This is a genomic window from Pantoea sp. ICBG 828 (assembly GCF_002928355.1).
Taxonomy (GTDB): Bacteria; Pseudomonadota; Gammaproteobacteria; order Enterobacterales; family Enterobacteriaceae; genus Pantoea; species Pantoea dispersa.
In genome coordinates this window covers 133,976-158,593 of sequence record NZ_POWN01000008.1, presented here as the reverse complement: position 1 = coordinate 158,593, position 24,618 = coordinate 133,976, and the positions used below count along the sequence as shown (strand labels likewise).

General features: G+C 57.4%; 27 protein-coding genes. 12 read left to right on the top strand and 15 right to left on the bottom strand.

The annotated features are described in order from the left end of the window. Nucleotides 1–7: 7 nt before the first annotated feature. The 4 genes from C1Y43_RS19155 to envC form a co-directional block, all read right to left on the bottom strand. Nucleotides 8–919 carry a hypothetical protein gene (locus C1Y43_RS19155; RefSeq protein ID WP_058775481.1) on the bottom strand — a complete coding sequence of 304 codons (912 nt, stop codon included), beginning with the start codon at nt 917–919 and terminating at the stop codon, nt 8–10. Then, a complete protein-coding gene (locus C1Y43_RS19150) occupies nt 912–2,141 on the bottom strand; it encodes a glycosyltransferase (RefSeq protein ID WP_104094246.1) in 1,230 nt (409 codons plus the stop codon). Before C1Y43_RS19150 ends, C1Y43_RS19155 begins: the two co-directional genes overlap by 8 nt. Before the next feature lie 67 nt (nt 2,142–2,208). Then, on the bottom strand, nt 2,209–3,114 hold the full coding sequence (locus C1Y43_RS19145; RefSeq protein WP_104189303.1) for a divergent polysaccharide deacetylase family protein: 906 nt from the start codon (nt 3,112–3,114) through the stop codon (nt 2,209–2,211). Nucleotides 3,115–3,117: 3 nt separating this feature from the next. Then, entirely contained in the window at nt 3,118–4,419 is a 1,302-nt protein-coding gene (envC, locus tag C1Y43_RS19140) for a murein hydrolase activator EnvC (RefSeq protein ID WP_058775483.1), read from the bottom strand. Nucleotides 4,420–4,668: 249 nt separating this feature from the next. On the opposite strand from envC, the gene C1Y43_RS19135 reads away from it, so the two are divergent. The 5 genes from C1Y43_RS19135 (at nt 4,669) to cysE (ending at nt 7,782) form a co-directional block, all read left to right on the top strand. Beyond that, the gene (locus tag C1Y43_RS19135) at nt 4,669–5,100 is read left to right on the top strand and encodes a rhodanese-like domain-containing protein (RefSeq protein WP_058759412.1); all 432 of its coding nucleotides are present in this window, start codon (nt 4,669–4,671) and stop codon (nt 5,098–5,100) included. A 19-nt stretch (nt 5,101–5,119) separates the two neighbouring features. Beyond that, the gene (grxC, locus tag C1Y43_RS19130) at nt 5,120–5,374 is read left to right on the top strand and encodes a glutaredoxin 3 (protein ID WP_010616518.1); all 255 of its coding nucleotides are present in this window, start codon (nt 5,120–5,122) and stop codon (nt 5,372–5,374) included. 40 nt (nt 5,375–5,414) lie between these two features. Further along, nucleotides 5,415–5,879 carry a protein-export chaperone SecB gene (secB, locus tag C1Y43_RS19125; protein WP_021507054.1) on the top strand — a complete coding sequence of 155 codons (465 nt, stop codon included), beginning with the start codon at nt 5,415–5,417 and terminating at the stop codon, nt 5,877–5,879. Beyond that, on the top strand, nt 5,879–6,898 hold the full coding sequence (gene gpsA / locus C1Y43_RS19120) for an NAD(P)H-dependent glycerol-3-phosphate dehydrogenase (protein WP_059010949.1): 1,020 nt from the start codon (nt 5,879–5,881) through the stop codon (nt 6,896–6,898). The genes secB and gpsA overlap by 1 nt, the downstream gene beginning before the upstream one ends. 68 nt (nt 6,899–6,966) lie before the next feature. Continuing rightward, entirely contained in the window at nt 6,967–7,782 is an 816-nt protein-coding gene (cysE, locus tag C1Y43_RS19115; protein ID WP_021507052.1) for a serine O-acetyltransferase, read from the top strand. Here cysE and trmL read toward each other — a convergent pair. From trmL to cpxR, 3 genes are read right to left on the bottom strand one after another with little or no spacing between them, the layout of a single operon-like run. Next, entirely contained in the window at nt 7,779–8,252 is a 474-nt protein-coding gene (gene trmL / locus C1Y43_RS19110) for a tRNA (uridine(34)/cytosine(34)/5-carboxymethylaminomethyluridine(34)-2'-O)-methyltransferase TrmL (RefSeq protein WP_058775484.1), read from the bottom strand. The two genes, cysE and trmL, sit on opposite strands and share 4 nt — an antisense overlap. Nucleotides 8,253–8,287: 35 nt before the next feature. Continuing rightward, nucleotides 8,288–9,664 carry an envelope stress sensor histidine kinase CpxA gene (gene cpxA / locus C1Y43_RS19105; RefSeq protein ID WP_031279625.1) on the bottom strand — a complete coding sequence of 459 codons (1,377 nt, stop codon included), beginning with the start codon at nt 9,662–9,664 and terminating at the stop codon, nt 8,288–8,290. Beyond that, nucleotides 9,661–10,359 carry an envelope stress response regulator transcription factor CpxR gene (cpxR, locus tag C1Y43_RS19100; RefSeq protein WP_007885339.1) on the bottom strand — a complete coding sequence of 233 codons (699 nt, stop codon included), beginning with the start codon at nt 10,357–10,359 and terminating at the stop codon, nt 9,661–9,663. Before cpxR ends, cpxA begins: the two co-directional genes overlap by 4 nt. A gap of 150 nt (nt 10,360–10,509) precedes the next feature. Between cpxR and cpxP the strand changes: the two genes are divergently transcribed. From cpxP to C1Y43_RS19075, 5 genes are all read left to right on the top strand, one after another. Continuing rightward, on the top strand, nt 10,510–11,022 hold the full coding sequence (gene cpxP, locus C1Y43_RS19095; RefSeq protein WP_021507049.1) for a cell-envelope stress modulator CpxP: 513 nt from the start codon (nt 10,510–10,512) through the stop codon (nt 11,020–11,022). A gap of 194 nt (nt 11,023–11,216) precedes the next feature. After that, entirely contained in the window at nt 11,217–12,119 is a 903-nt protein-coding gene (fieF, locus tag C1Y43_RS19090) for a CDF family cation-efflux transporter FieF (RefSeq protein ID WP_021507048.1), read from the top strand. 207 nt (nt 12,120–12,326) lie between these two features. Next, nucleotides 12,327–13,289 carry a 6-phosphofructokinase gene (pfkA, locus tag C1Y43_RS19085; RefSeq protein WP_021507047.1) on the top strand — a complete coding sequence of 321 codons (963 nt, stop codon included), beginning with the start codon at nt 12,327–12,329 and terminating at the stop codon, nt 13,287–13,289. 147 nt (nt 13,290–13,436) lie between these two features. Further along, complete coding sequence (locus C1Y43_RS19080; RefSeq protein WP_021507046.1) at nt 13,437–14,426, top strand: sulfate ABC transporter substrate-binding protein; 990 nt, start codon at nt 13,437–13,439, stop codon at nt 14,424–14,426. Nucleotides 14,427–14,553: 127 nt separating this feature from the next. Then, entirely contained in the window at nt 14,554–15,309 is a 756-nt protein-coding gene (locus C1Y43_RS19075) for a CDP-diacylglycerol diphosphatase (protein WP_104189246.1), read from the top strand. A gap of 67 nt (nt 15,310–15,376) precedes the next feature. On the opposite strand, the gene tpiA is transcribed toward C1Y43_RS19075, so the two are convergent. From tpiA to fpr, 3 genes are all read right to left on the bottom strand, one after another. After that, nucleotides 15,377–16,144: a triose-phosphate isomerase gene (gene tpiA, locus C1Y43_RS19070; RefSeq protein ID WP_031279624.1), complete on the bottom strand. Its 768-nt coding sequence runs from the start codon at nt 16,142–16,144 to the stop codon at nt 15,377–15,379. Nucleotides 16,145–16,265: 121 nt separating this feature from the next. Then, nucleotides 16,266–16,856 (bottom strand): YiiQ family protein, encoded by a 591-nt coding sequence (locus C1Y43_RS19065; protein ID WP_058775487.1) that lies wholly within the window; start codon nt 16,854–16,856, stop codon nt 16,266–16,268. Between the two features lie 105 nt (nt 16,857–16,961). After that, the gene (gene fpr, locus C1Y43_RS19060; RefSeq protein WP_021507043.1) at nt 16,962–17,708 is read right to left on the bottom strand and encodes a ferredoxin--NADP(+) reductase; all 747 of its coding nucleotides are present in this window, start codon (nt 17,706–17,708) and stop codon (nt 16,962–16,964) included. Nucleotides 17,709–17,999: 291 nt separating this feature from the next. On the opposite strand from fpr, the gene emrD reads away from it, so the two are divergent. Beyond that, nucleotides 18,000–19,193, top strand: coding sequence for a multidrug efflux MFS transporter EmrD (gene emrD, locus C1Y43_RS19055; protein WP_275044624.1), 1,194 nt, complete (start codon nt 18,000–18,002; stop codon nt 19,191–19,193). Here emrD and glpX read toward each other — a convergent pair. From glpX to C1Y43_RS19040, 3 genes are all read right to left on the bottom strand, one after another. Next, the gene (gene glpX, locus C1Y43_RS19050; protein ID WP_021507041.1) at nt 19,183–20,193 is read right to left on the bottom strand and encodes a class II fructose-bisphosphatase; all 1,011 of its coding nucleotides are present in this window, start codon (nt 20,191–20,193) and stop codon (nt 19,183–19,185) included. The two genes, emrD and glpX, sit on opposite strands and share 11 nt — an antisense overlap. A gap of 95 nt (nt 20,194–20,288) precedes the next feature. Beyond that, nucleotides 20,289–21,800, bottom strand: coding sequence for a glycerol kinase GlpK (gene glpK, locus C1Y43_RS19045; RefSeq protein ID WP_021507040.1), 1,512 nt, complete (start codon nt 21,798–21,800; stop codon nt 20,289–20,291). 29 nt (nt 21,801–21,829) lie between these two features. Next, a complete protein-coding gene (locus C1Y43_RS19040) occupies nt 21,830–22,678 on the bottom strand; it encodes an MIP/aquaporin family protein (protein WP_021507039.1) in 849 nt (282 codons plus the stop codon). Nucleotides 22,679–23,094: 416 nt separating this feature from the next. Here C1Y43_RS19040 and zapB point away from each other — a divergent pair, with 416 nt between their 5' ends. Next, nucleotides 23,095–23,334: a cell division protein ZapB gene (gene zapB / locus C1Y43_RS19035; protein ID WP_021507038.1), complete on the top strand. Its 240-nt coding sequence runs from the start codon at nt 23,095–23,097 to the stop codon at nt 23,332–23,334. A 51-nt stretch (nt 23,335–23,385) separates the two neighbouring features. Here zapB and rraA read toward each other — a convergent pair whose 3' ends face one another. Together rraA and mtlR are read right to left on the bottom strand one after the other, a co-directional pair. Then, complete coding sequence (gene rraA, locus C1Y43_RS19030) at nt 23,386–23,871, bottom strand: ribonuclease E activity regulator RraA (RefSeq protein ID WP_021507037.1); 486 nt, start codon at nt 23,869–23,871, stop codon at nt 23,386–23,388. Nucleotides 23,872–24,036: 165 nt separating this feature from the next. Next, on the bottom strand, nt 24,037–24,585 hold the full coding sequence (mtlR, locus tag C1Y43_RS19025; protein ID WP_193717991.1) for a mannitol operon repressor MtlR: 549 nt from the start codon (nt 24,583–24,585) through the stop codon (nt 24,037–24,039). Nucleotides 24,586–24,618: the final 33 nt, after the last annotated feature.

The window sequence follows — 24,618 nt, the reverse complement described above, 5'->3', positions numbered from 1 at the left end:
GTGACGCTCAGGATTGCTGTTTTTCCGCATCGGTCAGGTAACGCACCTTACGCGTGTAGTCCTGGCCTTTGAAGCTCAGCGGCTGGTGCGGATCCTGCAAATATTTTTGCCATTCACTTAAGGGAAAGCCGCCATGCGCGCCAATCACCTGCGGTGGAATCACGGCCGACTGACCACCAATGCGTTTCGACACCGGCCAGTTAGCCCATTCGCCCAGATTGACCGTGCGGAGATCCAGCAGGTCGAGCAGGGCAGCGAGCGGTAGCTGATCGGTTGGCGGCTGGTCGTCGTTCATCAATTCCCAGGTATCATTAAATAACGTCAGCCACAGCGGACAAATACGCTGCCATGTGCGACGGGAGGCCGCCAGATAGGCGCCATTCACGTGATCCTGCAAATAAGGGCGAACGGTGTGGTGGTAATAGGCCGGAATATGTTCTTCTGGCGCGCCGGCCAGTTTGGCGATCATCTTGCCCTGACGGAAGCTGCTGTACAGATGATGCTCACGCATCGCAATATCCGGCGTTTTTAATAAATTGAGATCGGAATCGATCATCAATATACCTTCACCGGTCGCCTGCAAGGGGGCCTGAAGTTTAATCAGGCGGCTGCGGTAGATCTGTTTATAGCGGTAGTTTTCTTCACGAAACGGCACCTCCAGCGTCACCACACGCACGCGTGCCGGCAGCGGCGGAAAAGCGCTGGAAGGCTGATCGCTGACGATGACAATTTCGCTGATGGTGTCGGCGCAGCGGCTGGCAAAATAAGCGCTGAGCACCGCTTCTTCAATGTAATCAGCGCCGGTACAGGGAATGACCACGGAACTGACGGCAATTGTGCCCTGCGCATCCGCCTGCGTGGCGGGAATGTTGTGGCGCGAGAGAATATAGCGACGGTGTTTATTTAAAAAATCAAACATGCTTTTTTCTCTCCATGACGTTTTCCAGAATGTTTTCCACGCCCGATACGTAATGTTCAATGCTATAGCGCTCGCGCACCCGGGCGGCGGCGGCGGCGATTAAACGCTGGCGCAGCGCAGTATCCTGCCACAGCGCGCTAAGATGCTGGCTAAGCTGTTGCGTATTGCCATAGTCAAACAGTAAACCGGTCTCGCCGTGTTGAATTAATTCCGACGTACCGACGACATTCGAACCTATCACCGCCGTATTCACCAGCATCGCTTCCAGCACCACGCGCGGCAGCCCTTCACTGGCTGAGGCGAGAATAAACGTATCGAATGCCGCCAGATAATCCAGTGCGTTATTTTGAAAGCCGGTAAAAATAACCTGCGCGGCAATCCCCTCTTTTTGCGCCAGCTGCTGTAAGTGCTGCTGCTCCGGGCCGGCACCGACGATCACCATTTTCCATTTAGCGGCAGGATGCGCGCGGCTGAATGCACCTAACGCCTGCAAAATATGATGGTTAGATTTACGCGCAATCAGGGAACCGATGGAGCCGAAAATAAAGGTATCGGCGGGATAATCAAAGCGCTGACGCACCGCCTCACGCACCGGCAGCGGCTGATGAATATCGATAGCGTTGGATACGGTAAAGCAGCGCTGCGCATCAACACCGCTTTCGCTCAGGGTGCGGTGTACGCCCTGTGACACGGCAATCACCGCATCACAATGCCGATTAATCATCTTGACCAGCGCATTATTGAGTAACGGATCAATGCGGCAGTGCTGAATTAACGCCACGTGAGTCTGTTCAGCGGCGAGATAGCCTTCAACGTTGGTGCTGGGCTGATTATTCATGTACAGCGCATCATAGCCACCGTCGCGTAAAATCGTCGCGATTTGGCGGGCGTTAGGCTGCATGCGCCACTGGCGATCGATGCGGTCGATGGCGTTTTTTTTCACCGCGCGGTTAAAAAACAGCAGGGTGCGCAGCAACTCTTTGGTGATTTTTGCCCAGAGCGGCTGGCGACGCTGCGCAATAAATGTCACCGGAATGCCGATCGCCTCTAATACCGAGGCAATGGTCTCCTGATTGCCACGCGCATAATTCTGATAAAAACAGCAGGTGATAGCGAAACGCTGGCGATCGATGCGCTTGAGTAATTCCAGCATGCTGTTGGTACCACCGCCCCATTCGCGCCCGGTATCCAGCAGCAGAATTTTCTTTCTGGTTGACGTCATCTATTCCGATATCCTTGCGCGGAAAAGGTGTGGCGTTAAATAAGGCGCAGCACGCTGCGCCTGATAATCAGAATAGCTGTTTAAGCGACTGCATGAGTGGACTGCCGGTAATGCTCTCTGTCACCACCTCCACCGCACGACTCTGCGGTACGGCAGGCAGCGGCTGTGCAGGCTTACACACGCCCGGCGCACGGAATACCGGGGTGCGCGGTTTCACCGGCGTGCTGGCCGGCGGCGTAGCGCCCTGGCGCAGCGGTTCGTTGAGCAACTGGCTGGGGCGGACCAGGGTGATATCGCCCGGTAGCGTCGGCAACATCTGCTGCAACACCCGTACCGTGGTGGGATGCGGATGGCCAATAGCGATGGTGTAGCCATCGCGCTGTGCCAGCTTCACTGCGCGGGTGAACTGGGTGCGAATCGCCGCTTCATTCTGGCTGTCGTCGAGGAATACGCGCCGCTTCAGCACCTTAACCTGCGTGCCCTGTGCGGCCGGGACCGACTGGCTGTTGCCAATGGTCATGCTATCGAGAAAGTAGTAGTTGTAGTGATTGAGCACCTGCATCACTTTCTGCATGCCGGGCAGGCTGGAGGTCATTTTGCTGCCCATATGGTTGTTCAGGCCAACCGCATACGGCACTTTGTTGCTGGCTTCACGCACGATGCGCGCGATCTCTTCGCTGCTCATCTCCGGCGTCAGCGTGTCCTTCTCCAGCGGCTGTTTGCTCAGCGGCGCCATCGGCAGGTGAATCAGCACCTCATGACCACCCTGATGCGCTTTGGTTGCCATATCACGCGCATGAGGCGCATTGGGTAGCACCGCCACAGAAACCGCGGCGGGCATCTGCAGCACTTTATTCTCTTCAGCCGGGCGGTAGCCGAAGTCGTCAATGACGATAGCCAGTTTTCCCGCATGGGCGGCAAAGGTAAAAAACAGCCCGCACAGGGCGGCGCTAAGCTTTTGGGACTGAAACAACACTTATCTTCCTAACCACGGCAGTGGGTTGACGGCCTGTCCCTGACGACGAATTTCAAAGTAGAGCGAGGGCGTGCCGCGGCCGCCGCTGGTGCCCACGAGGGCGATAGGCTGTCCTGCCTTCACCTGCGCACCGACGCTCACCAACGCGCTCTGATTGTAGCCATAAAGGCTCATATCGCCTTTACCGTGTTCGACGACCACAACCAGGCCGTAGCCTTGCAGCCAGTCGGCCATCAGCACGCGACCATCAGCAATGGCTTTGACTTCAGTGCCTTCCGGGGCATCAATCACCAGCCCTTTCCAGCGCAGTTCGCCCTGCATTGCTTCACCAAAGCGATGTTCAATGCGACCGCGCACTGGCCAGATGGCCTGTCCGCCCGGCCGGCCAAGGCCGCCGGTGCGCGCCATCAGCTCGCGCTCGCTTTGCGTAGGGGAATAGCTGGAGCCTTTGGCTTTTGCCTGGGCCTGACGCTGGCGCACTTTTTCCGCCTCGCGCGCTTCGCGTTGCGCCCGTTCGCGCGCCTCACGTTCGGCTTTGGCGATTTTGTCCTGCAGGCGGCTTTCGTTCTGGCGCATCTCGACCAGATCGGCCTGGTCTTTCTCCAGCGCGCTCTCCAGTGCGGACAACGTTTTCTTGCGTGCGGCGCTGGCGGTTTCCAGCTTGTTCTGTTGCGTCTGCTGCTGCGCTAACAGCGACTTTTGCTGCTCCTGCTTGCCCTGCAGCGCCTGACGCTGCTGCGCCAGTTCCTGCTGAGTCTGCTTAAGCTCGTCGATGTTTTTTTGCCGGGCGGCATTGAGGTAGCCAAAATAGGCCAGAATACGTTCGCTGCGCTGTGCTTCTTCACCGCCGAGCAGCAGCTGTACGGCGTTGTGCTGGCCCTGACGAAACGCGGCATCCAGCTGCTGCGCCAGCAGTTTTTCCTGCTGCGCCTGCTGCTTTTCCAGCCGGGCAATGGCGGCGGTGGTTTGGGCGATTTCGCCGTTCAGCGCGCTCAGGCTATTGCGGGTTTCACGCAACTGGCGACTGGCCTGGGCAATCACTTTTTCCTGACTCTGCAGCTGATCCAGCAGCTTACTGCGCTGCAGCTTCTGCGCTTTAACGCTTTTCTCTTTTTCGGCGATGTCCTGCTGAATGGACTTTAGCTGCGTTTTGCTGTCATCGGCGCTATGCGCGGCGACGGGCAACAGCAACGCACCCGCACAAAGCAGGCTAAGGGAGATATCGGACCAGCGAAATGACAACGGAGATGCCGGGTCGTTGTAACGGGTCCTTGTGTGTGTAACGGTCGCTTTTCCCTTCATAGTCGATAATTATTCCACGATGAACAGCCGCTTACCAGTTATCCCGGCCGGGTTTTGCTTTACGAAAGATGTCGGCCACAGCTTAGCGGGATAAAGATTGTCTCAATTTTGCGATTAGAACACTTTTTTTGGAAAATGACGCACAAATCGTAACTCTGCCCGCTTCGCGACTGTACATGCGAAGTGGCGCAGGTATACTCAGAACCCTTGTTTTAGCTTATTAGCCCCGGTCTGGAGTCGTTACCCCTCATGCAAGAAATTATGCAGTTTGCAAGCAATCACCCCATCCTTAGTCTGGCATGGGTCGCTTTACTTATTCTGGTGATTGTAACCACCGTTAAAGGAATGTTCTCTAAGGTAAAAACCATCAGCCGTGGTGAAGCAACCCACCTGATCAACAAAGAGGATGCGGTGGTGGTAGACGTTCGTTCACGCGACGACTATCGCAAAGGACACATTTCAGGGGCTATTAACATCGCCGCAGCCGATATCAAAAAAGGCAGCTTCGGCGAGCTGGAAAAGCACAAGTCGCAGCCCATAATTGTGGTATGTGCCACCGGCCAGAGCGCCGCAGAACCGGCAGCCACCCTCAGCGCAGCGGGTTTTGACAAAGTGACCGTGCTGAAAGATGGTGTGAGCGGCTGGAGTGGCGAAAACCTGCCGCTGGTTCGCGGTAAATAACTTCCTGAGGTATCACCGCATGGCTAATGTTGAGATTTACACCAAAGTGACCTGTCCTTACTGCCACCGGGCGAAGGCGTTGCTGGATCAAAAAGGCGTGTCATACCAGGAGATTCCCATTGATGGGGACGCGGTAAAGCGCGAAGAGATGATCAAACGCAGCGGCCGCACCACGGTGCCACAGATCTTTATTGACGCGCAGCACATTGGCGGCTGTGACGATCTCTACGCGCTGGACGGGCGTCAGGGACTCGATCCCTTGCTCCGCGCATAACATTTTCGACCGACAATTTTCACTTAAAGGATTCAGTAACATGTCAGAGCATAGCAGCAACGAAATGCAGTTCCAGATTCAACGCGTTTACACCAAAGACGTTTCATTTGAAGCGCCAAACGCACCTCAGGTTTTCCAGAAAGAGTGGGAACCGGAAGTGAAGCTGGATCTGGACACCGCCTCTTCTCAGCTGGCGGATGAAGTGTATGAAGTCGTGCTGCGCGTTACTGTCACCGCCACCGTGGGCGAAGACACCGCGTTCCTGTGCGAAGTACAGCAGGCCGGTATCTTCACCATCAGCGGTATCGAAGGCACGCAGATGGCACATTGCCTCGGCGCTTACTGCCCGAACATTCTGTTCCCGTATGCGCGTGAATGTGTCACCAGCCTGGTGTCACGCGGTACCTTCCCTCAGCTTAATCTGGCGCCGGTCAACTTTGATGCGCTGTTCATGAATTATCTGCAGCAGCAGGGTGAAGGCGAAGCGCCACGTCAGGATGCCTGATGACTACACTCAACGCTTCGATTAGCGTCATCGGTGCCGGCTCGTACGGCACCGCACTGGCCATTACGCTGGCCCGTAATGGCCACCCGGTGCTGCTGTGGGGCCACAATCCGCAAAGCGTGGCGCAGCTGCAGGCTGACCGATGCAATACCGCTTTCCTGCCCGATGTTCCTTTCCCCGATAATCTCGTTCCTGAAGCCGATCTGGCCCGCGTCGTCAGCGCCAGCCGCGATCTGCTGGTGGTGGTGCCAAGCCATGTGTTCGGCGATGTGCTGATGCAGCTTAAACCGCTGCTGCGTGCCGACTCACGCATTGTCTGGGCGACCAAAGGACTGGAAAAAGAGACCGGACGGCTGCTGCAGGATGTGGCGCGCGAAATCCTCGGCGACAGCATTCCGCTGGCGGTGATTTCCGGCCCGACCTTTGCCAAAGAGCTGGCGGCTGGTTTGCCAACGGCGATTGCGCTGGCGGCCACTGACGCGCAGTTTGCCGACGATCTGCAGCAAAAGCTGCACTGCGGCAAAAGCTTCCGCGTTTACAACAATCCGGACTTCATCGGCGTGCAGCTGGGCGGCGCAGTGAAAAACGTCATTGCGATTGGTGCCGGGATCTCCGACGGCATTGGCTTTGGTGCCAATGCGCGTACGGCACTCATCACCCGCGGTCTGGCGGAGATGAGCCGTCTCGGTGCTGCGCTGGGTGCCGATCCGACGACCTTTATGGGCATGGCGGGTCTTGGCGATCTGGTGCTGACCTGTACCGATAATCAGTCGCGCAACCGTCGTTTCGGCATGATGCTGGGGCAGGGCGAAAGCGTGGATGAGGCGCAACGCATTATCGGACAAGTTGTAGAAGGCTACAGAAATACCAAAGAAGTCAAAGCGTTAGCTGCGCGTGTGGGCGTGGAAATGCCAATAACCGAGCAAATATATCAGGTATTATATTGCGAAAAATCGGCGCGAGAGGCAGCATTGAGCCTGCTTGGTCGTACAAGGAAGGACGAGAACAGCCAAAGCTAAAGCAGGACGCTTAAGCATTATCACCTGTAGCGCCTCATCGGGCGCTTTTTTATCGGGAGCAAACAGCAATGTCGTCTGAAGAGTTAGAACTGGTCTGGAACCATATCAAAGCCGAAGCCAGAGCGCTGGCCGATTGTGAACCGATGCTGGCCAGTTTTTACCACGCGACCTTGCTCAAGCACGAAAATCTCGGCAGCGCGCTCAGCTACATGCTGGCTAACAAGCTCGCTAACCCGATCATGCCCGCCATCGCCATACGCGAAATTGTTGAAGAAGCCTATCGTCAGGATCCTGAGATGATTGTCTCGGCCGCGTACGATATTCAGGCGGTGCGTCAGCGCGATCCGGCGGTCGACAAATATTCCACGCCGTTACTCTATCTGAAGGGCTTCCACGCGCTGCAGGCGTACCGTATTGGCCACTGGCTGTGGAAAGAGGGACGGCGTGCGCTGGCGGTGTATCTGCAAAACGAAATCTCGGTCTCATTCGCCGTGGATATTCATCCGGCGGCGCGCATCGGGCGTGGCATCATGCTGGATCACGCCACCGGCATCGTGATTGGTGAAACGGCTGTGGTGGAAAATGACGTCTCCATTCTGCAGTCGGTCACGCTGGGCGGTACCGGTAAAACCAGCGGCGATCGCCATCCGAAGATCCGTGAAGGGGTGATGATTGGCGCGGGTGCCAAAATCCTTGGCAATATTGAAGTCGGGCGCGGTGCCAAAATCGGCGCCGGTTCGGTGGTCTTGCAGCCGGTGCCGCCCCATACCACGGCGGCCGGCGTGCCGGCGCGCATTGTCGGTAAACCAGCCAGCGACAAACCGTCGATGGATATGGATCAGCATTTCACCGGCGCCGGGTTTGAGTACGGCGACGGCATCTAGCCTTTGATCAGCGCGCCCGCATAATCCAGCTGGCGCCACGCCTCATACACCACCACTGAAACTGCATTCGACAGGTTCATGCTGCGGCTCTCCGCGCGCATCGGAATGCGGATCTTCTGTTCTGCCGGTAACGCATTAAGAATTTCTGGCGGTAAGCCACGGCTCTCCGGGCCAAACAGCAGATAGTCGCCCGGCTGATAGCTGACGGCGCTGTGCGCCGGTGTGCCTTTGGTGGTCAGCGCGAATAAGCGCTGTGGCGCTTCCGCCGCCAGAAAAGCGACGTAGCTGGCGTGCTTTTTCAGCGCGGTATATTCATGGTAATCCAGTCCGGCGCGGCGCAGGCGTTTATCATCCCAGGCGAAGCCTAACGGCTCAATCAGGTGCAGCTGAAAGCCGGTATTGGCGCACAGGCGGATGATGTTGCCGGTATTTGGCGGGATTTCAGGTTCAAATAAGACGATGTTTAGCATAAGGCCCCCGGAAACGAGGGCCGCAGCATAGCAAATTATTGCCGGGCGGAGTACAGCGGCAGCCACAGCGTCAGGCGCAGACCGCCTAACGGGCTATCATCGGCTTTCACCCAGCCGCGGTGCTGTTGCACGGCGGTTTCGACAATCGCCAGCCCGAGCCCGGTGCCGCCGGATTCACGGTCACGCGCTTCATCGGTGCGGTAGAACGGACGGAAAATCTGCTCGCGATCTTCCGGGCTGACGCCGGGACCGTCGTCGTCGACGTGCACGGTAATGCCCTGAATATCCACGGCAAAGCTAACGCTGATGTGCGTGTGCGAATAGCGCAGCGCGTTGCGCACAATGTTCTCCAGCGCGCTTTCCAGCGCGTGCGGGTTACCGTACAGCGGCCACGGACCGGGCGGATACGGCACGTCCATGGTTTTACCCATCTGCTCCGCTTCGAATTTGGCATCTTCCAGCACGCCATTCCACAGCTGGTTGGCCTTCATCGCTTCGCTCACCAGCGCGTTCTTATGCTGGGTGCGCGACAGTACCAGCAAGTCGTTGATCATGCCGTCCAGACGCTGCGCTTCGGTCTCAATACGCTCCAGTTCTTTGCCTTCGCCATGACGCCGGCGCAGTAGCGCAGTCGCCAGCTGCAGACGCGTCAGCGGCGTGCGTAATTCATGGCTGATATCCGACAGCAGTCGCTGCTGTGCCGTCATCATGCGTTCGAGCGCGCTCACCATCTGGTTGAAACTGGAGCCGGCTGCGAGAAATTCCTGCGGGCCCGATTCCAGTTCCGGATGCTGACGCAAATTTCCGCTCGCCACTTCATCCGCGGCATGTTTTAGTTTGCGTGCCGGACGCGCCAGGCTCCACGCCAGCCACAGCAGCAGCGGTGAGCTGATTAACATCGTGACGATGAGCAGCAGCAGAGGACGGTCAAACAGCAGGTTGACGAAATCGAGCTGGGAACTGGTGGCGGGACGGATCAGATACAGCTGGTAATTGTCTTCGCCGTCGCGCACCGCGAAGGGGCCGACCATCTCGACGCGGCCATACTTTTTCTTCTGCGGATGATCGGCATTATCGGACTGGCCGATAAAGTTACGGATCACCTGCATTTCATTGTGCTGCGCACCGATCACCCGTCCTTCGCTGGTCACCAGCAGCAGGCGCTGACCGGGCGGTGCCCATTTGTCGATGGCGCGAAACAGCCGGCGCCACCACATCAGGTCGTTGGGCGGATCCTGTGACAGCTCCGCCTCAACGTGTTGCTCAATCATGGTGCCCTGGCGCTGTTCGCTCTCCATCAGCGAGGTCATCTGGCGCGAATCGAGTTTGGGCACCATCAGTACCAGCATCAACACCAGCGCCAGGGTGAGCCAGAAGATGGCGAAGATGCGGGTGGTCAAACTTCCAATCATGATGCCGAAACCATCAGATAGCCGCGTCCACGCAGAGTTTTGAACCACGGATGACCATCACGACGTTCCGGCAGCTTACGACGCAGGTTGGAGATGTGCATATCGATGGCGCGGTCAAACGGCGTCAGGCGCTTGCCCAGCACTTCCTGGCTGAGATGCTCGCGTGACACCACCTGGCCAAGATGCTGCGCCAGTAAGTAGAGCAGGGTGAACTCGGTGCCGGTGAGATCCAGCGTTTCGCTGTCGAAGCTGGCTTCCTGACGGCCCGGATTCAGGCGCAGGCAATCCACTTCCAGCGTCGGTGAGCTGTTATCGTGCTGTTGCTGCTGTTCGCTCCAGTTGGAACGGCGCAGAATCGCACGGATACGCGCCACCAGTTCGCGATCGTTGAACGGCTTTGGCAGATAGTCATCCGCGCCCAGTTCCAGGCCCAGAACGCGGTCCAGCTCGCTACCGCGGGCGGTCAGCATGATGACAGGGGTTTGATGTTGCTGGCGTAGCTCTTTTAACGTGTCGATACCGTTCTTCTTCGGCATCATGACATCGAGCAAAAGCAGGTCGACGGTGTTGTCCAGCAGATTGAGCGCCTGCTCGCCATCGCTGGCGACAATCACCTCAAAACCTTCCATTTCAAGCAGTTCTTTAAGCAGCGAAGTCAATTCGCGGTCGTCATCAACCAACAGGATTTTATTCATTTTTTGTTGCCCTCCGCAGGCAAAATACCGTGTTCCTATAGTGGCAATCCAACGCTTTACGTAGTTTTACACCCCCTGACGGATGTTTGCAGCTGTCGCCGTACACTAGCTCTCGTTGAATCGCAAAACGGAACGAACCGGGAGTAAACGATGCGCTACTTAACCGCCGTCGTCTTTGCCTCAGCGATGGTTCTCAGTCACGCCAGCGCAGAAGCAGCAGACACGACGACGATTGACGAGATGCATCATAACGGCGGATTGACGACAGGCAGTATGACGCAAAATCCGCAAAGCCACATGTTCGATGGCATTGAGCTGACTGAACAACAGCGGCAACAGATGCGCGACCTGATGCAGCAAGCGCGCCATGAACGCCCGGTGTTAAGCGTTCAGGATATAGAAACTATGCATGACCTTGTCATTGCAGACAAATTTAACGAATCGGCTATCCGCCAGCAGGCAGAGAAACAGGCCCGCGAGCAGGTAGAACTGCAAATCGAGATGGCCCGGGTTCGTAATCAGATGTATCACCTGCTAACGCCTGCACAGCAAGCAACATTGCAGAAGAATTTTGAGCGGCGCCTGAATGAAGCGCGTCGGCTCTCCGGATTGCAGCCATCATCACCGCTGCAAGCAGTGAGTAGTACCAGCAGTAACCAGTAACATAGTATCCCTGTTTTCCTTGCCATAGACACCATCCCTGTCTTCCCCGCCATGATGGCGGGGTTTTTTTTGCCCTGAATTCGCGGGCAAATTGCATCCGTTTCGCTATCCTGTCACGCAGTCTGCACGGTACGGTGATAAACTTGAGCCATTTTCCACTGCATGGCGTGCTGCAGCGCCTGACGAGGCAAGGCATGGAACCTTCCTACGCAAAACTGGTAAACCGCGCGGCGCTGGCGGCGACCACGCTGGCAACGCTGTTGCTGATCGTGAAAATTTTCGCCTGGTGGTACACCGGTTCGGTCAGCGTGCTGGCGGCGCTGGTGGATTCGCTGGTCGATATCGCCGCGTCACTGACCAATCTGCTGGTGGTGCGCTATTCATTGCAGCCTGCAGATGACGATCACACCTTTGGTCATGGCAAAGCGGAATCGCTGGCGGCACTGGCGCAAAGCATGTTTATCTCCGGATCGGCGCTGTTTTTGTTTCTTACCGGGCTGCAGCATCTGGCCACGCCGGAAACGCTGCGTGCGCCGCTGGTGGGTATAATAGTGACGCTGATCGCCCTCAGCTCCACGCTGGTGCTGGTCGCTTTCCAACGCTGGGTGGTGCGGCGTACCCGCAGCCAGGCGATTCGCGCGGACATGCTGCATTATCAGTCGGATGTGGTGATGAACGGCGCGATTCTGGTGGCGCTGGGCTTAAGCAGTTATGGTTTCAAGCGTGCGGATGCGCTGTTTGCGCTCGGCATCGGCGTATATATCCTCTATAACGCGCTGCGCATGGGCTATGAAGCGGTGCAGTCGCTGCTCGATCGCGCGTTGCCGGAGCAGGAAAAACAGGCGATTATCGCGCTGGTAAGCCACTGGCCCGGCGTACGCGGTGCCCATGCGTTACGTACGCGGCAGTCTGGCCCGACGCGGTTTATTCAGCTTCATCTGGAGATGGACGATCATCTCCCGCTGGTGCAGGCGCATCAGGTGGCCGATCAAATTGAGCAGGCATTACGGCAAAAATTTCCCGGCTCAGATGTGATTATTCATCAGGACCCCTGTTCTGTCGTGCCGCAAAATCAGCAGGGTTTTTTTCAGTTTTAGCCGTTATAAAACATAGTATTGCGTGAAAAAAATGACGTAACGCTAACAACTCTGTAAAAAATTAGCGAAAACTTGTCTGACCTGAATCAATTCAGCATCAAGCCTTTGATATACTATCTGCAACTATTAAGCCGTGCGATCGCGAGCTGGTCCACACCGGTCGAAAGGCAGGAATAATCCTTAGTTTTGAACAATCCAGAGGTTGTCATGATCAAAAAAATCGGAGTACTGACCAGCGGCGGCGACGCCCCAGGCATGAACGCAGCCATTCGCGGAGTTGTCCGTTCCGCGCTGAGTGAAGGCCTTGAAGTTTTTGGTATTTATGACGGCTATCTGGGTTTGTACGAAGACCGCATGATCAACCTCGACCGCTACAGCGTGTCGGACATGATTAACCGCGGCGGCACCTTCCTCGGCTCGGCGCGTTTCCCGGAGTTCCGCAACGAAGAAGTGCGTCAGGTCGCGATCGAAAACATGAAAAAGCGCGGCATTGATGCGCTGGTGGTGATTGGCGGTGACGGTTCTTACATGGGTGCTAAGCGCCTGACTGAGATGGGCTTCCCGTGCATTGGCCTGCCGGGCACCATCGATAACGACGTCGCCGGTACCGATTACACCATCGGTTATTTCACCGCGCTGGAAACCGTAGTTGAAGCGATTGACCGTCTGCGCGATACCTCTTCTTCGCATCAGCGTATCTCCATCGTAGAAGTGATGGGCCGCTACTGCGGTGACCTGACCTTAGCGGCGGCCATCGCCGGTGGCTGTGAGTTCATCGTGCTGCCTGAAATCCCTTACACGCGCGAAGAGCTGGTGGCAGAAATCCAGGCTGGCATTGCGAAAGGTAAAAAACACGCCATCGTGGCGATCACCGAACACATCTGTGACATCGACGATCTGGCGCACTTTATTGAAGCGGAAACCAAGCGTGAAACCCGTGCCACCGTGCTCGGCCACATCCAGCGCGGCGGTGCGCCATGCGCTTACGACCGCATTCTGGCATCACGCATGGGCGCTTATTCAATTGAGCTGCTGCTGCAGGGCTACGGCGGTCGCTGCGTGGGTATTCAGAACGAGAAGATGGTGCATCATGACATCATCGACGCTATCGAAAACATGAAGCGTCCGTTCAAGCGCGACTGGCTGGATACCGCGAAAAAACTCTACTAATCAACGATAAATCGGGCGCGATCGCTTTCGCGCCCTTTTTTATGCCTTGCTATATTCTCCATAGTTATAACAGCTTATTTTTAATTCTTTAATCCATGGATTGCTTTGTGTCAGTCTTGTTCTATAACGACCTCGGGAGAGCAAGCAATGAACAAGTGGAGTATTGGTGTCACCCTGTTACTGGCTTCAACCAGTGTTCTGGCAAAGGATATTCAGCTGTTAAACGTCTCTTACGATCCAACCCGTGAGCTGTACGAGCAGTACAACAAAGCTTTTAGCGCGCACTACAAGCAGGAAACCGGCGATAACGTGGTGATCCGCCAGTCGCACGGCGGTTCGGGTAAGCAGGCGACGTCCGTGATCAATGGCATCCGCGCAGATGTGGTGACGCTGGCGCTGCAGTCCGACGTGGATGCTATTGCTGACCGTGGTCGTATCGATAAAAACTGGATCAAGCGTCTGCCGGACAACTCGGCACCTTATACTTCCACCATCGTGTTCCTGGTACGCAAAGGCAATCCTAAAGGCATTCATGACTGGCCAGATCTGATTAAGCCAGGCGTTTCCGTGATCACGCCAAATCCGAAAACCTCCGGCGGCGCACGCTGGAACTATCTGGCGGCCTGGGGCTGGGCGCTGGACCAGAACCACGGTGACCAGGCCAAAGCGCTGGCTTACGTCCGGGCGCTGTTCAAAAACGTTGAAGTGCAGGATTCCGGTGCACGTGGCGCGACCAATACCTTCGTTGAGCGCGGTATCGGCGATGTGCTGATTGCATGGGAAAACGAAGCCTATCTGGCCGTCGATAAGCTGGGCAAAGACAAGTTTGAAATCGTTACGCCGAGCGAATCAATCCTCGCCGAACCAACGGTCTCCGTGGTCGATAAAGTGGTGGATGAGCAGGGCACGCGTAAGGTGGCGGAAGAGTACCTGAAATATCTCTACTCACCGGAAGGCCAGACCATCGCGGCGCAAAACTTCTATCGCCCGCGCGATCCTGAGGTGGCGAAGAAGTTTGCCAGCAGCTTCGCGCCGGTCAAACTCTTCACCATTGATGACAAGTTTGGCGGCTGGAGCAAAGCGCAGAAAGCGCACTTTGCCGATGGCGGCAGCTACGATCAGGTCATGAAACCGTAACCGCGTTTTCATCGTAACGAAACGGTCAGCTCTGCGCTGGCCGTTTTGCTTTGCAGCGCGGAAAAAGCCGTGACTTTCCGCCGGCGACAGGTGAGGATGCAGGCAGCTTATCACTGAGGATCTGGCCATGCAGGGGCGCCGCCGTACTCTTAAGTTGCTGCTTGTCGCATTCATCATATTGATTGCCGGACTGATCGCCGGCGCGCTGCATTTCCATAAAAACGCTGATGCGCTGTGGCAGATCGTCAGCGAAAAGTGCGTGCCGGATATGACACAACACGGTAAGCCGGCACCCTGTCAGCAGGTCAATCTGGCGCAGGGTTATGTGACGCTCAAAGATTTGAACGGCCCGCTGCAATATCTGCTGATGCCGATAGCAAAAATCACCGGCATGGAGAGCCCAATCCTCCTCGAACCCACCACGCCGAACCTGTTTGCTGCCGCCTGGCAGCAGCGCCGCCTGCTGGCGCAGAAGCGCGGTGCGCCTGTCGACGACCGCGTGCTGTCGCTGGCCATCAACGCGCAGTATGGTCGTACGCAGAATCAGCTGCACATTCATATCTCCTGCCTGCGACCGGATGTGCGTCAGCAGCTGGATACGCTGGCACCGAAGCTGAATGCGCAGTGGCAGACGGCAACGCTGCTGCGGCATACCTGGCTGATTCGCACGCTGAGCACCGCCGAACTGGCGCAGCAGAGCGTGTTTATCCGGCTGGCAGAGGAGGTGCCGCATGCGCGCGGTGAGATGGGAAAATACGGGCTGGCGCTGGCCCAGCTGCCGGATGGACGCCTGGCGCTGCTGGCGCTGGAGCGCAACTGGCTCAAGCTGAATCGCGGTTCGGCGGAAGAACTGCAGGATCACCAGTGCCGTTTGCTGGAGTGAGTGGCATCGCGACTGCTCAGGCAATAAAAAAGGCGGCTCATCAGCCGCCTTTCTCTGCGTGAGAAACTTACGCGTTTTTCGCTGCTGCAGCGGCTTTGACGATCACCGCGAAAGCGTCGGCTTTCAGCGACGCACCGCCCACCAGCGCGCCGTCGATGTCCGGCTGGGTGAACAGTTCTGCGGCGTTTTTGTCGTTAACCGAACCGCCGTACTGAATGATTACCTGCTCAGCGATAGCGGCATCTTTCTTCGCGATGTGGTCACGAATGAATTTGTGTACTGCCTGCGCCTGCGCTGGGGTCGCTGATTTACCGGTACCGATGGCCCAGACTGGCTCATAGGCGATAACCGCGCCTTCGAAGGCCGCTGCACCCTGGGTTTCCAGCACGGCGTCGATCTGACGTGCGCACACTTCTTCAGTTTTGCCAGCTTCGTTCTCAGCTTCGGTCTCACCGATGCACAGCACTGGTACCAGGCCTGCGGCCTTCAGCACGGCGAATTTTTTCGCGATGAACTCGTCGCTCTCTTTATGGTAGGTGCGGCGCTCAGAGTGGCCGATGATGATGTATTTCGCGCCGATGTCTTTCAGCATCTCGGCAGAGGTTTCACCGGTGAAAGCGCCAGACAGGTTCACGTCCACGTTCTGCGCACCCAGCGCAATGTGGCTGCCGGAAATGGCGTGTTTGGCCTGATCCAGATAGATCGCCGGCGGAGCAATCGCCACACCGCAGCCTTCCACACCTGACAGCTCTTTGCGCAGGCCTTCAATCAGCTCGCCCGCCATGTGCTTGCTGCCATTCAGTTTCCAGTTACCCATAACCAGTGGATGTCGCATTCTTTCCTCCGCATAACGCGATTCATGAAATAGCGCTGCCATCGGGGCAGCGATGTCTGCCAGACAGTATAGAGATCAAATGGGGCGCTGGCTTTGCTTTTCGTCATTTTTGCCGGGGAGATCAGGGGCTAGCGAGCGCCAGTTTGATGGGCTCAACGGCGAAGGTCAGCCCTTTGTCGCCGTTGTCTGCGACCACGAAGCGCAGTGCACCTTCGGTGCGGGAAAAATAGCGTGCACCCTTGCCGGCGCTGAGCAGGCCGTCGAGCTTCTTGTGTCCCTCATCCGCTGACAAACCGGGCACAAAAAAGCGCAGTAGCGCAGTCATGTAATCCATGGCGCGTGTCTGTGCCGCTTTCATATCCGGGCCCGGCACCGGCAGCCAGGTAATCTGCAGCGTTTTAATCTTGCCGGTGCCCTGTTCCAGCGCGGTAGAGGCATACAGCGTTTCGCTGATTTTACTGGCGGCACGTGTCAGGTGGCTCTTGTCATCGCGGTTGTCGATGGCGCGATACTCCTGCAGCGGGAGGTCAGGATTGGCGGCGTTATACTTTTCGCGGAACTGCGCGATGGTCATATCAAAGGTGGGCGCACCCGCCAGCAGATACGGCGCCGCAGGCAGGTGATCGTTGCGATCCTGCGCGGGCGCGTCCTCCGCCCAGGCGGGAAATGTCAGTGCGACGCTGAGCAGCAGCGCGACTGGCAGATTCTTCATTGCTTCGGCCCTAAATCATTCACTTAGCCCACGATTAGAACGGTTTTTACCGCTGAAAGTCAAAACCCGCGCCGGGAAAAATCTGACATTTTGCTGCCAGCGCGATTACCAGTAATGTTCGCTGGTCATGTGACCGGGTTTACGTTTGAAATGCTTACGCATATCGCGGGTCTCTTTCAGCAATTGCTGGGTATCGCGCACCATCTGCGGGTTACCGCACAGCATCACGTGGCTGGTATCGGCGAGCATCGGCAGGCCCACGGCGTTTTCCAGTTCTCCGCTCTCGATCAGCTGCGGTACGCGGCCATGCAGTGAACCGGGCATCTGCTCGCGGCTGACCACCGTCTGAATGTGCAGCTTGCCCTGATAACGCTGCTGTAGCTGCTGCATCAGCGGCAGAAAACTCAGGTCGGCGGCATAGCGCGCAGCGTGTACCAGCACAATGTTGTCGAAGCGTTCCAGCCCTTCGCCCTGTTGCAAAATCGACAGATACGGGCCGATCGCCGTGCCGGTCGCCAGCATCCACAGCGTCTGGCAGTCGGGGATCTCATCCAGCACAAAGAAACCGGCCGCCTCTTTGGTCACCATCACCTGATCGCCGGGCTGCAGCGCCTGCAAACGCGGGCTGAGCTTCCCTTCCGGCACTGTTACCAGATAGAACTCCAGCAGCGGATCCTGCGGCGCGTTAACGTAGGAGTAGGCGCGCTGCACGCGCTCGCCGTCGACTTCCAGCGCCAGCTTGGCAAACTGGCCGGCGGTAAAAGGGTCGATGGGCGCCGTGACGCGCAGGCTGAACAGTGCATCGGTCCAGTTTTTCACTTCTTTTACTTCTGCATTGACCCACTCTGCCATGTTCGCTCCTGATGATTGATAATTGGTCTCTTTCTATCTTCGTCAGCCCGGCACCAGATTTCCAGCCCCGCAGCGGGTAAAGGGCTCTCTGCGACAAATCGTCCGCACACATCAGCAACTGTAGCGGCCACGTTACAGCCTGGTACAGAAGCTTGACGGTGCCTGAGCTATCGCTTTACGCCCGCCTCTCGCTTTGTGCGCAATTCCTGATATTTTTGCCGCCATAACTCTCCGGCAGCCCTGTTTAGTGCTGTCATTACTTTGTTTCTCAGGCAGACATTTTGTTCCATGATGATGAGTAATACGCAAAACCGCTTCCTGCTGTTCATGCTGATTGTGCTGGTGGCGGTGGGACAGATGGCGCAGACCATCTATGTGCCCGCCATGGCGAACATGGCAGAGGCGCTTAACGTGCGCAGCGGCGCCATGCAGCAGGTGATGGCGGCCTATCTGATGACCTACGGCGGATCGCAGCTGATCTACGGCCCGCTGTCGGACAGCATTGGCCGGCGTCCGGTGATCCTCGCGGGCATGACGATTTTCGCGGCGGGCGCTCTGATCGCCCTGTTTGCGCCGTCGCTGAGTGTGCTGGTACTGGGCAGTGCGGTGCAGGGACTGGGTACCGGCGTGGCTGGCGTCATGGCGCGCACCATGCCGCGCGATCTTTACTCCGGCATTGCGCTGCGCCAGGCCAACAGCCTGCTTAACATGGGCATTCTGGTCAGCCCGCTGCTGGCGCCGGTAATCGGCGCGCTGCTGACCCATCTGTTTGGCTGGCACGCCTGCTTTGCTTTCCTGCTGCTGCTGTGTGTTGGCGTAACGGCGGCGATGGCCCGCTGGCTCCCGGAGACCCGTCCGGTGGATGCGCCCGCGACACCGTTTCTGCGCCGCTACATCACGCTGCTCAGCGACGGCAACTTTGTGCGTTATCTGCTACTGCTGATCGGCGCGCTGGCGGGCATTGCGGTATTTGAGGCCAGCTGTGGCGTACTGATGGCGGGCGTGCTGGGACTGGATGGGCTGACGGTAAGCATCCTGTTTATTCTGCCGATTCCGGCGGCGTTTTTCGGTGCCTGGTTTGCCGGCCGTGAGCAAAAGTCCTGGCATACGCTGATGTGGTACGGCGTGAACAGCTGCCTGCTGGCGGGACTGCTGATGTGGCTGCCAGCGTGGTTTGGCGTGATGACTATCTGGACGCTGCTGGTACCGGCCGCGCTGTTCTTCTTCGGCGCGGGCATGCTGTTTCCGCTGGCGACTTCTGGCGCGATGGAGCCCTACGCGTGGCTGGCCGGCAGCGCCGGTGCGCTGATTGGCGGTCTGCAGAATCTCGGTTCTGGCGTGGTGGCGTGGCTCTCAGCGCTGCTGCCGCAGCACGATCAGTCGAGCCTCGGCATGCTGATGTTTGTGACGTCGCTGGTGATGCTGCTGTGCTGGTGGCCGCTCTCGCGTCATCCGGAGAGCGGCAAACAGACGGTTACAGGATAAAAGGGTGCAGCGCCGCGTCTTTGCGGTCCAGATAGTGGATCGACTGAATGCGGCGAATGGTGCGCGATTTACCGCGCACCAGCAGCGTTTCGCTGGTGGCGATATTGCCCTGGCGCGTGATGCCCTTTAGCAGATCGCCCGTGGTGATGCCGGTCGCCGCGAAAATCACGTTATCGTTACGCGCCATCTGTTGCAGCGTCAGCACTTCCCCGGCGTTGATACCCATTTCGGCACAGCGCGCCAGCTCCTGCTCACCCAGACGGCGGTTTTCGGCCGAATCCCCTTTGACCTGATGACGAGCCAGCAGGCGCGCCTGCATGTCGCCATCCATGGCGCGGATCACCGCCGCCGACACCACGCCTTCTGGCGCACCGCCGATGCCATACAGCACGTCCACTTCGCTGTCCGGCATACAGGTGAGAATCGAGGCCGCCACGTCGCCGTCCGGAAAAGCAAACACGCGCACGCCCAGCTGCTGCAGCTGCGCGATGACCGCATCGTGACGCGGTTTAGCAAGAATCGACACCGTCAGCTGGCTGAGCGGTTTATTGAGCGCCTGCGCAATCGCCTGCAGATTGGTGGCGAGCGGCAGGTTGAGATCGATAGCGCCGCGCGCGCCCGGACCGACAATCAGCTTTTCCATATACATATCAGGTGCGTGCAGGAAGCTGCCTTTATCGCCCACCGCCAGCACCGCCAGCGCGTTGGCCTGGCCCATCGCAGTCATACGCGTGCCTTCGATAGGATCAACTGCAATGTCCACCGCATCGCCGTGGCCGGTACCGACTTTTTCACCAATGTACAGCATCGGTGCTTCGTCGATTTCGCCCTCGCCAATCACGATCTGGCCGTCGATATTGATGGTGTTGAGCATAATGCGCATGGCGTTGACGGCGGCGCCGTCAGCGGCATTCTTGTCGCCGCGTCCTAACCAGTGATAGCCCGCTAACGCAGCGGCTTCGGTCACACGGGAAAATTCAATCGCGAGTTCTCGTTTCATGGTCTGCACCTGACAAAAAACAGGCGGGCAGTGTAGCACAGCGGGGCAGGGGGACGGGAAAAACCCGCGGCAGGGCGCCGCGGGTCAGCACAGTGTTACTCTTCTTCTTCCCACGCCTGGGCGCGCGCCACGGCTTTTTTCCAGCCGGCATAACGCACGTTGCGTTCGGTGGTTTCGATGCTTGGGCGGAATTCGCGTTCCACCACGGCTTTAGCACGAACTTCTTCCAGATCGTTCCAGAAGCCGACCGCCAGACCGGCGAGGTAAGCCGCACCCAGCGCGGTCACTTCGCGCACTTCCGGACGCTCCACGCGCGTGCCGAGAATATCGGACTGGAACTGCATCAGGAAGTTGTTGGCCACCGCACCGCCATCCACGCGCAGCGACTGCAGGCGGGTATCGGCATCGTTTTGCATCGCTTCCAGCACATCACGCGTCTGGTAAGCGATGGACTCCAGCGTGGCGCGAATAATGTGGTTAGCGTTGGCACCACGGGTCAGACCGAAGATTGCGCCGCGCGCATACGGGTCCCAGTACGGTGCGCCGAGACCGGTAAAGGCCGGCACCATGTACACGCCGTTGGTGTCTTTGACTTTCATCGCGAAGTATTCGGAGTCGCCCGCATCGCTGATCAGCTTCATCTCATCGCGCAGCCACTGAATTGACGCACCACCGATGAACACGGCACCTTCCAGCGCGTAGTTCACCTCGCCGCGTGGACCGCAGGCGATGGTGGTCAGCAGACCGTGAGTTGAGGTAACCGCTTCGGTACCGGTGTTCATCAGCATAAAGCAGCCGGTGCCGTAGGTGTTTTTCGCCATACCAGGCTGCACACACAGCTGGCCATACAGCGCAGCCTGCTGGTCACCGGCGATACCGGCGATAGGAATACGCGTACCGCCCTTACCACCAATGTTGGTCTGGCCGTAGATTTCGGACGATCCTTTCACTTCCGGCAGCATTTCACGCGGAATATCCAGAATCTCCAGCATGCGCGCATCCCACTCCAGCTTGTGGATGTTGTACATCATGGTACGCGATGCGTTGGTGTGATCGGTGATGTGCACGCGGCCCTGGGTCATTTTCCACACCAGCCAGGTATCAACGGTACCGAACAGCAGTTCGCCGCGTTTCGCCCGCTCGCGTGCGCCTTCCACGTGGTCGAGAATCCATTTCACCTTGGTGCCGGAGAAGTACGGGTTAATCACCAGACCGGTGGTGTGCTGGATGTACTCTTCCAGACCCTCTTTCTTCAGCTTGTTACAGTAATCGGCGGTACGCGGATCCTGCCAGACGATGGCGTTGTAAATCGGTTTGCCGGTCTCTTTGTCCCAGACAATCGCGGTTTCACGCTGGTTGGTGATACCGATGGCGGCGATCTGGTCAGAACGGATATCAGCGTGTGCCAGCACTTCCACCAGCGTGGAGCTCTGTGAGGCCCAGATGTCCATCGGATCGTGTTCAACCCAGCCGGCTTTCGGGTAGATCTGGGTGAATTCGCGCTGTGAGACGGCGACGATGTTGGCGTCATGATCGAGCACCACGGCACGTGAGCTGGTTGTGCCCTGATCGAGCGCGACAATATATTTTTTATCAGTCGTAGTCATTATGGTTTCCTGATGATTAACGATGAAACTTACGCTTTACGCTGCTCAGCGCGCGCGACCGGTTTTTCTGTTTTACTGGTTTCTGCAAGGTTGCCCGGCAGGTGACGGCCAATCAGCGCACGATAACCGAAGGCACCGAGGCAGGCACCGACCAGCGGGCCAAAAATCGGCACCAGGAAGTAAGGAATATCTTTACCACCGGTGAACGCCACGTTACCCCAGCCCGCGAAGAAGGCGAACAGCTTCGGACCGAAGTCACGCGCCGGGTTGAGGGCGAAGCCGGTCAGCGGACCCATGGAACCGCCAATCACCGCCACCAGCAGACCAATCAGCAGCGGCGCCAGCGGGCCACGCGGTACGCCGTTGCCGTCGTCGGTCAGCGCCATGATCACCGCCATCAGCACGGCAGTAATCACCATTTCTACCAGGAACGCCTGCGCCACGGTGATGTGCGGGTTCGGATAGGTGGAGAAGATACCGGCCAGATCGAGGCTTTGCACGCTGCCGCGTACCATCTGGTGGCTGGCTTCGTAATCAAAGAACAGATTGTAGTAAAGACCGTAGACCAGCGCCGCCGCACAGAACGCGCCAGCGATTTGCGACACAATATAAGGTAAAACTTTGCGGCCTTCGAAGTTGGCGAACAGGCACAGGGCAACCGTGACTGCCGGATTGAGGTGAGCGCCGGATACGCCTGCGCTCAGATAAACCGCCATGGAGACAGCAAGACCCCAGATGATACAAATTTCCCACTGGCCGAATGCGGCACCGGCCAGCTTCAGCGCCGCCACACAGCCGGCACCAAAAAAGATGATCAAACCGGTACCGAGAAACTCGGCGATGCACTGACCTTTGAGTGTGTTCGTTGTCTGACTCATAATGGAATTCCTGAAGCGAGGTTAAATTTTATCAGTTTTTGTTCTCAATCCTTGAGTCGCCCAGCTCTAATGTAGGGTTGATGTGAATTTATCGTTAACGAGCATAAACGAGAAATAGCGAAATCGAATTTTGTGTGCCGTGTCATAAAAATGCGCGTTTTCGCGTCTTTTGCCTGTGTTTAGGGCCAAAAACCCCCGCTGCGCTGCACCCTGCGCGTGTGACCGCGCGCAAAATGCGCGAAGTTGCGCGTTTTCCAGGTATAAACTGAAAAGTGTTACAGACTTCCCTCGCAGGCCTTGTGCTGCTGGACTTGCCGGGTGTGGCTACATACAATCGGGACATCGTGGCTGGACGCACTATTTTAAGGCACGCCCGGTCTATCAACGCCTTGCACGATTTAGGAGAGGTCAGAAAGATGTCATTTGAAGTATTCGAGAAACTGGAAGCGAAAGTACAGCAGGCGATTGATACCATCACCCTGCTGCAGATGGAAATTGAAGAGCTGAAAGAGCAGAACAATAACCTGAAAAACGAAATGAGCCAGGCATCCGGCAATCACGAAGCGCTGGCGCGTGAAAATCAGCACCTGAAAGAAGAGCAGCATGTATGGCAGGAGCGCCTGCGTGCACTGCTGGGAAAAATGGAAGAAGTTTAAGCCTCAGCGCTTAAACCAACGGGTGCCGCGGCACCCGTTTTTGTTTGTCGCTTACTCGATGTCGAGTGCGTCTTCAGACAGGATCATGCCGGTGTTGTCGGCGTAGAGATGATCGCCGGAGAAGAAGGTGACGCCGCCGAAGTTAACCCGCACGTCGCTCTCGCCGATTCCTTCGCCTGCGGCGCCAGCCGGAATGGCCGCAATCGCCTGAATGCCGATCTCCAGCTCTTCCAGTTCATCGACCTGGCGAACCGAGCCGTACACCACGATGCCTTCCCACTCGTTTTGCGCCGCCAGTCTTGCTAACTGAGCGTCAACCAGCGCGCGCCGCACTGAGCCGCCGCCATCGACCAGCAGCACGCGACCGCGACCGTTCTCTTCGAGCAGGTCATACAGCAGGCCGTTGTCTTCGAAACATTTCACTGTGGTAATTTGACCACCGAATGAGGTGCGCCCACCAAAGTTCGAAAAAAGCGGTTCAACAACGTTCACTTCTTCATGGTAGATGTCGCAGAGTTCAGATGTATCGTATTTCATAGGGATGTCGTCTGTTTGCCACAGGAGCGGTAAGTATATCGCTATCTGACGATTGTTGGCAAAATCATCAACCGCCAAAAAAAGCGCTGCATCAATATCCTGCGTAATATTTTGTCTGCGGCGGAGAGAACAGCGGCGCGTGGCAATAGCGCCGCAGGGGAAGCGTTACACGGCGGGCTTCTTGAAGGCCTGTTTGTGCGAGATACGGGAAATCAGCTCGGTCAGCGACAGCACCATGGTGGATCGCACCATCTGCAGGTAGCGCTGCTGCTGCATGGCGCGCAGCGCGGCGTCGTCGCGGGTGAAATCGGGTTGCGGCGGCCAGGCCAGCACGCAGTGCAGTTCGCCGAACGGGCCGAGTATTTCATCGTCGGTAAAGCGGTAGTCGCTGGTGTCGTGATTCAGCTCCTCACGCAGCGCCAGCAGCAGCTCGCAGTCTTCGTATTCGTGGCGATTGATCACCCCCAGGCCGTAGATGAGCTTCAGGCGTACCGACAGCTCGCCCAGCGGGCCGTCGCCCAGCAGCAGCGGTTCCACCGCATATTTCACCGCGTAGTCGTCTTTGCGAAAGACCTGCAGCACCAGCAGATTGACTGCTTCCGCCAACAGTTCGACAGCGGCGATCAGGAAGCTTCTCACCGAACGACCGGCGTTCAGCCGCTCAAGCACCCGGTTTTCAAAAGCCTGCTTCTCTTCCATTATTGCCTGCATCATTCAGCTACCGTCGACGGGCACGCGGCTGCCGTG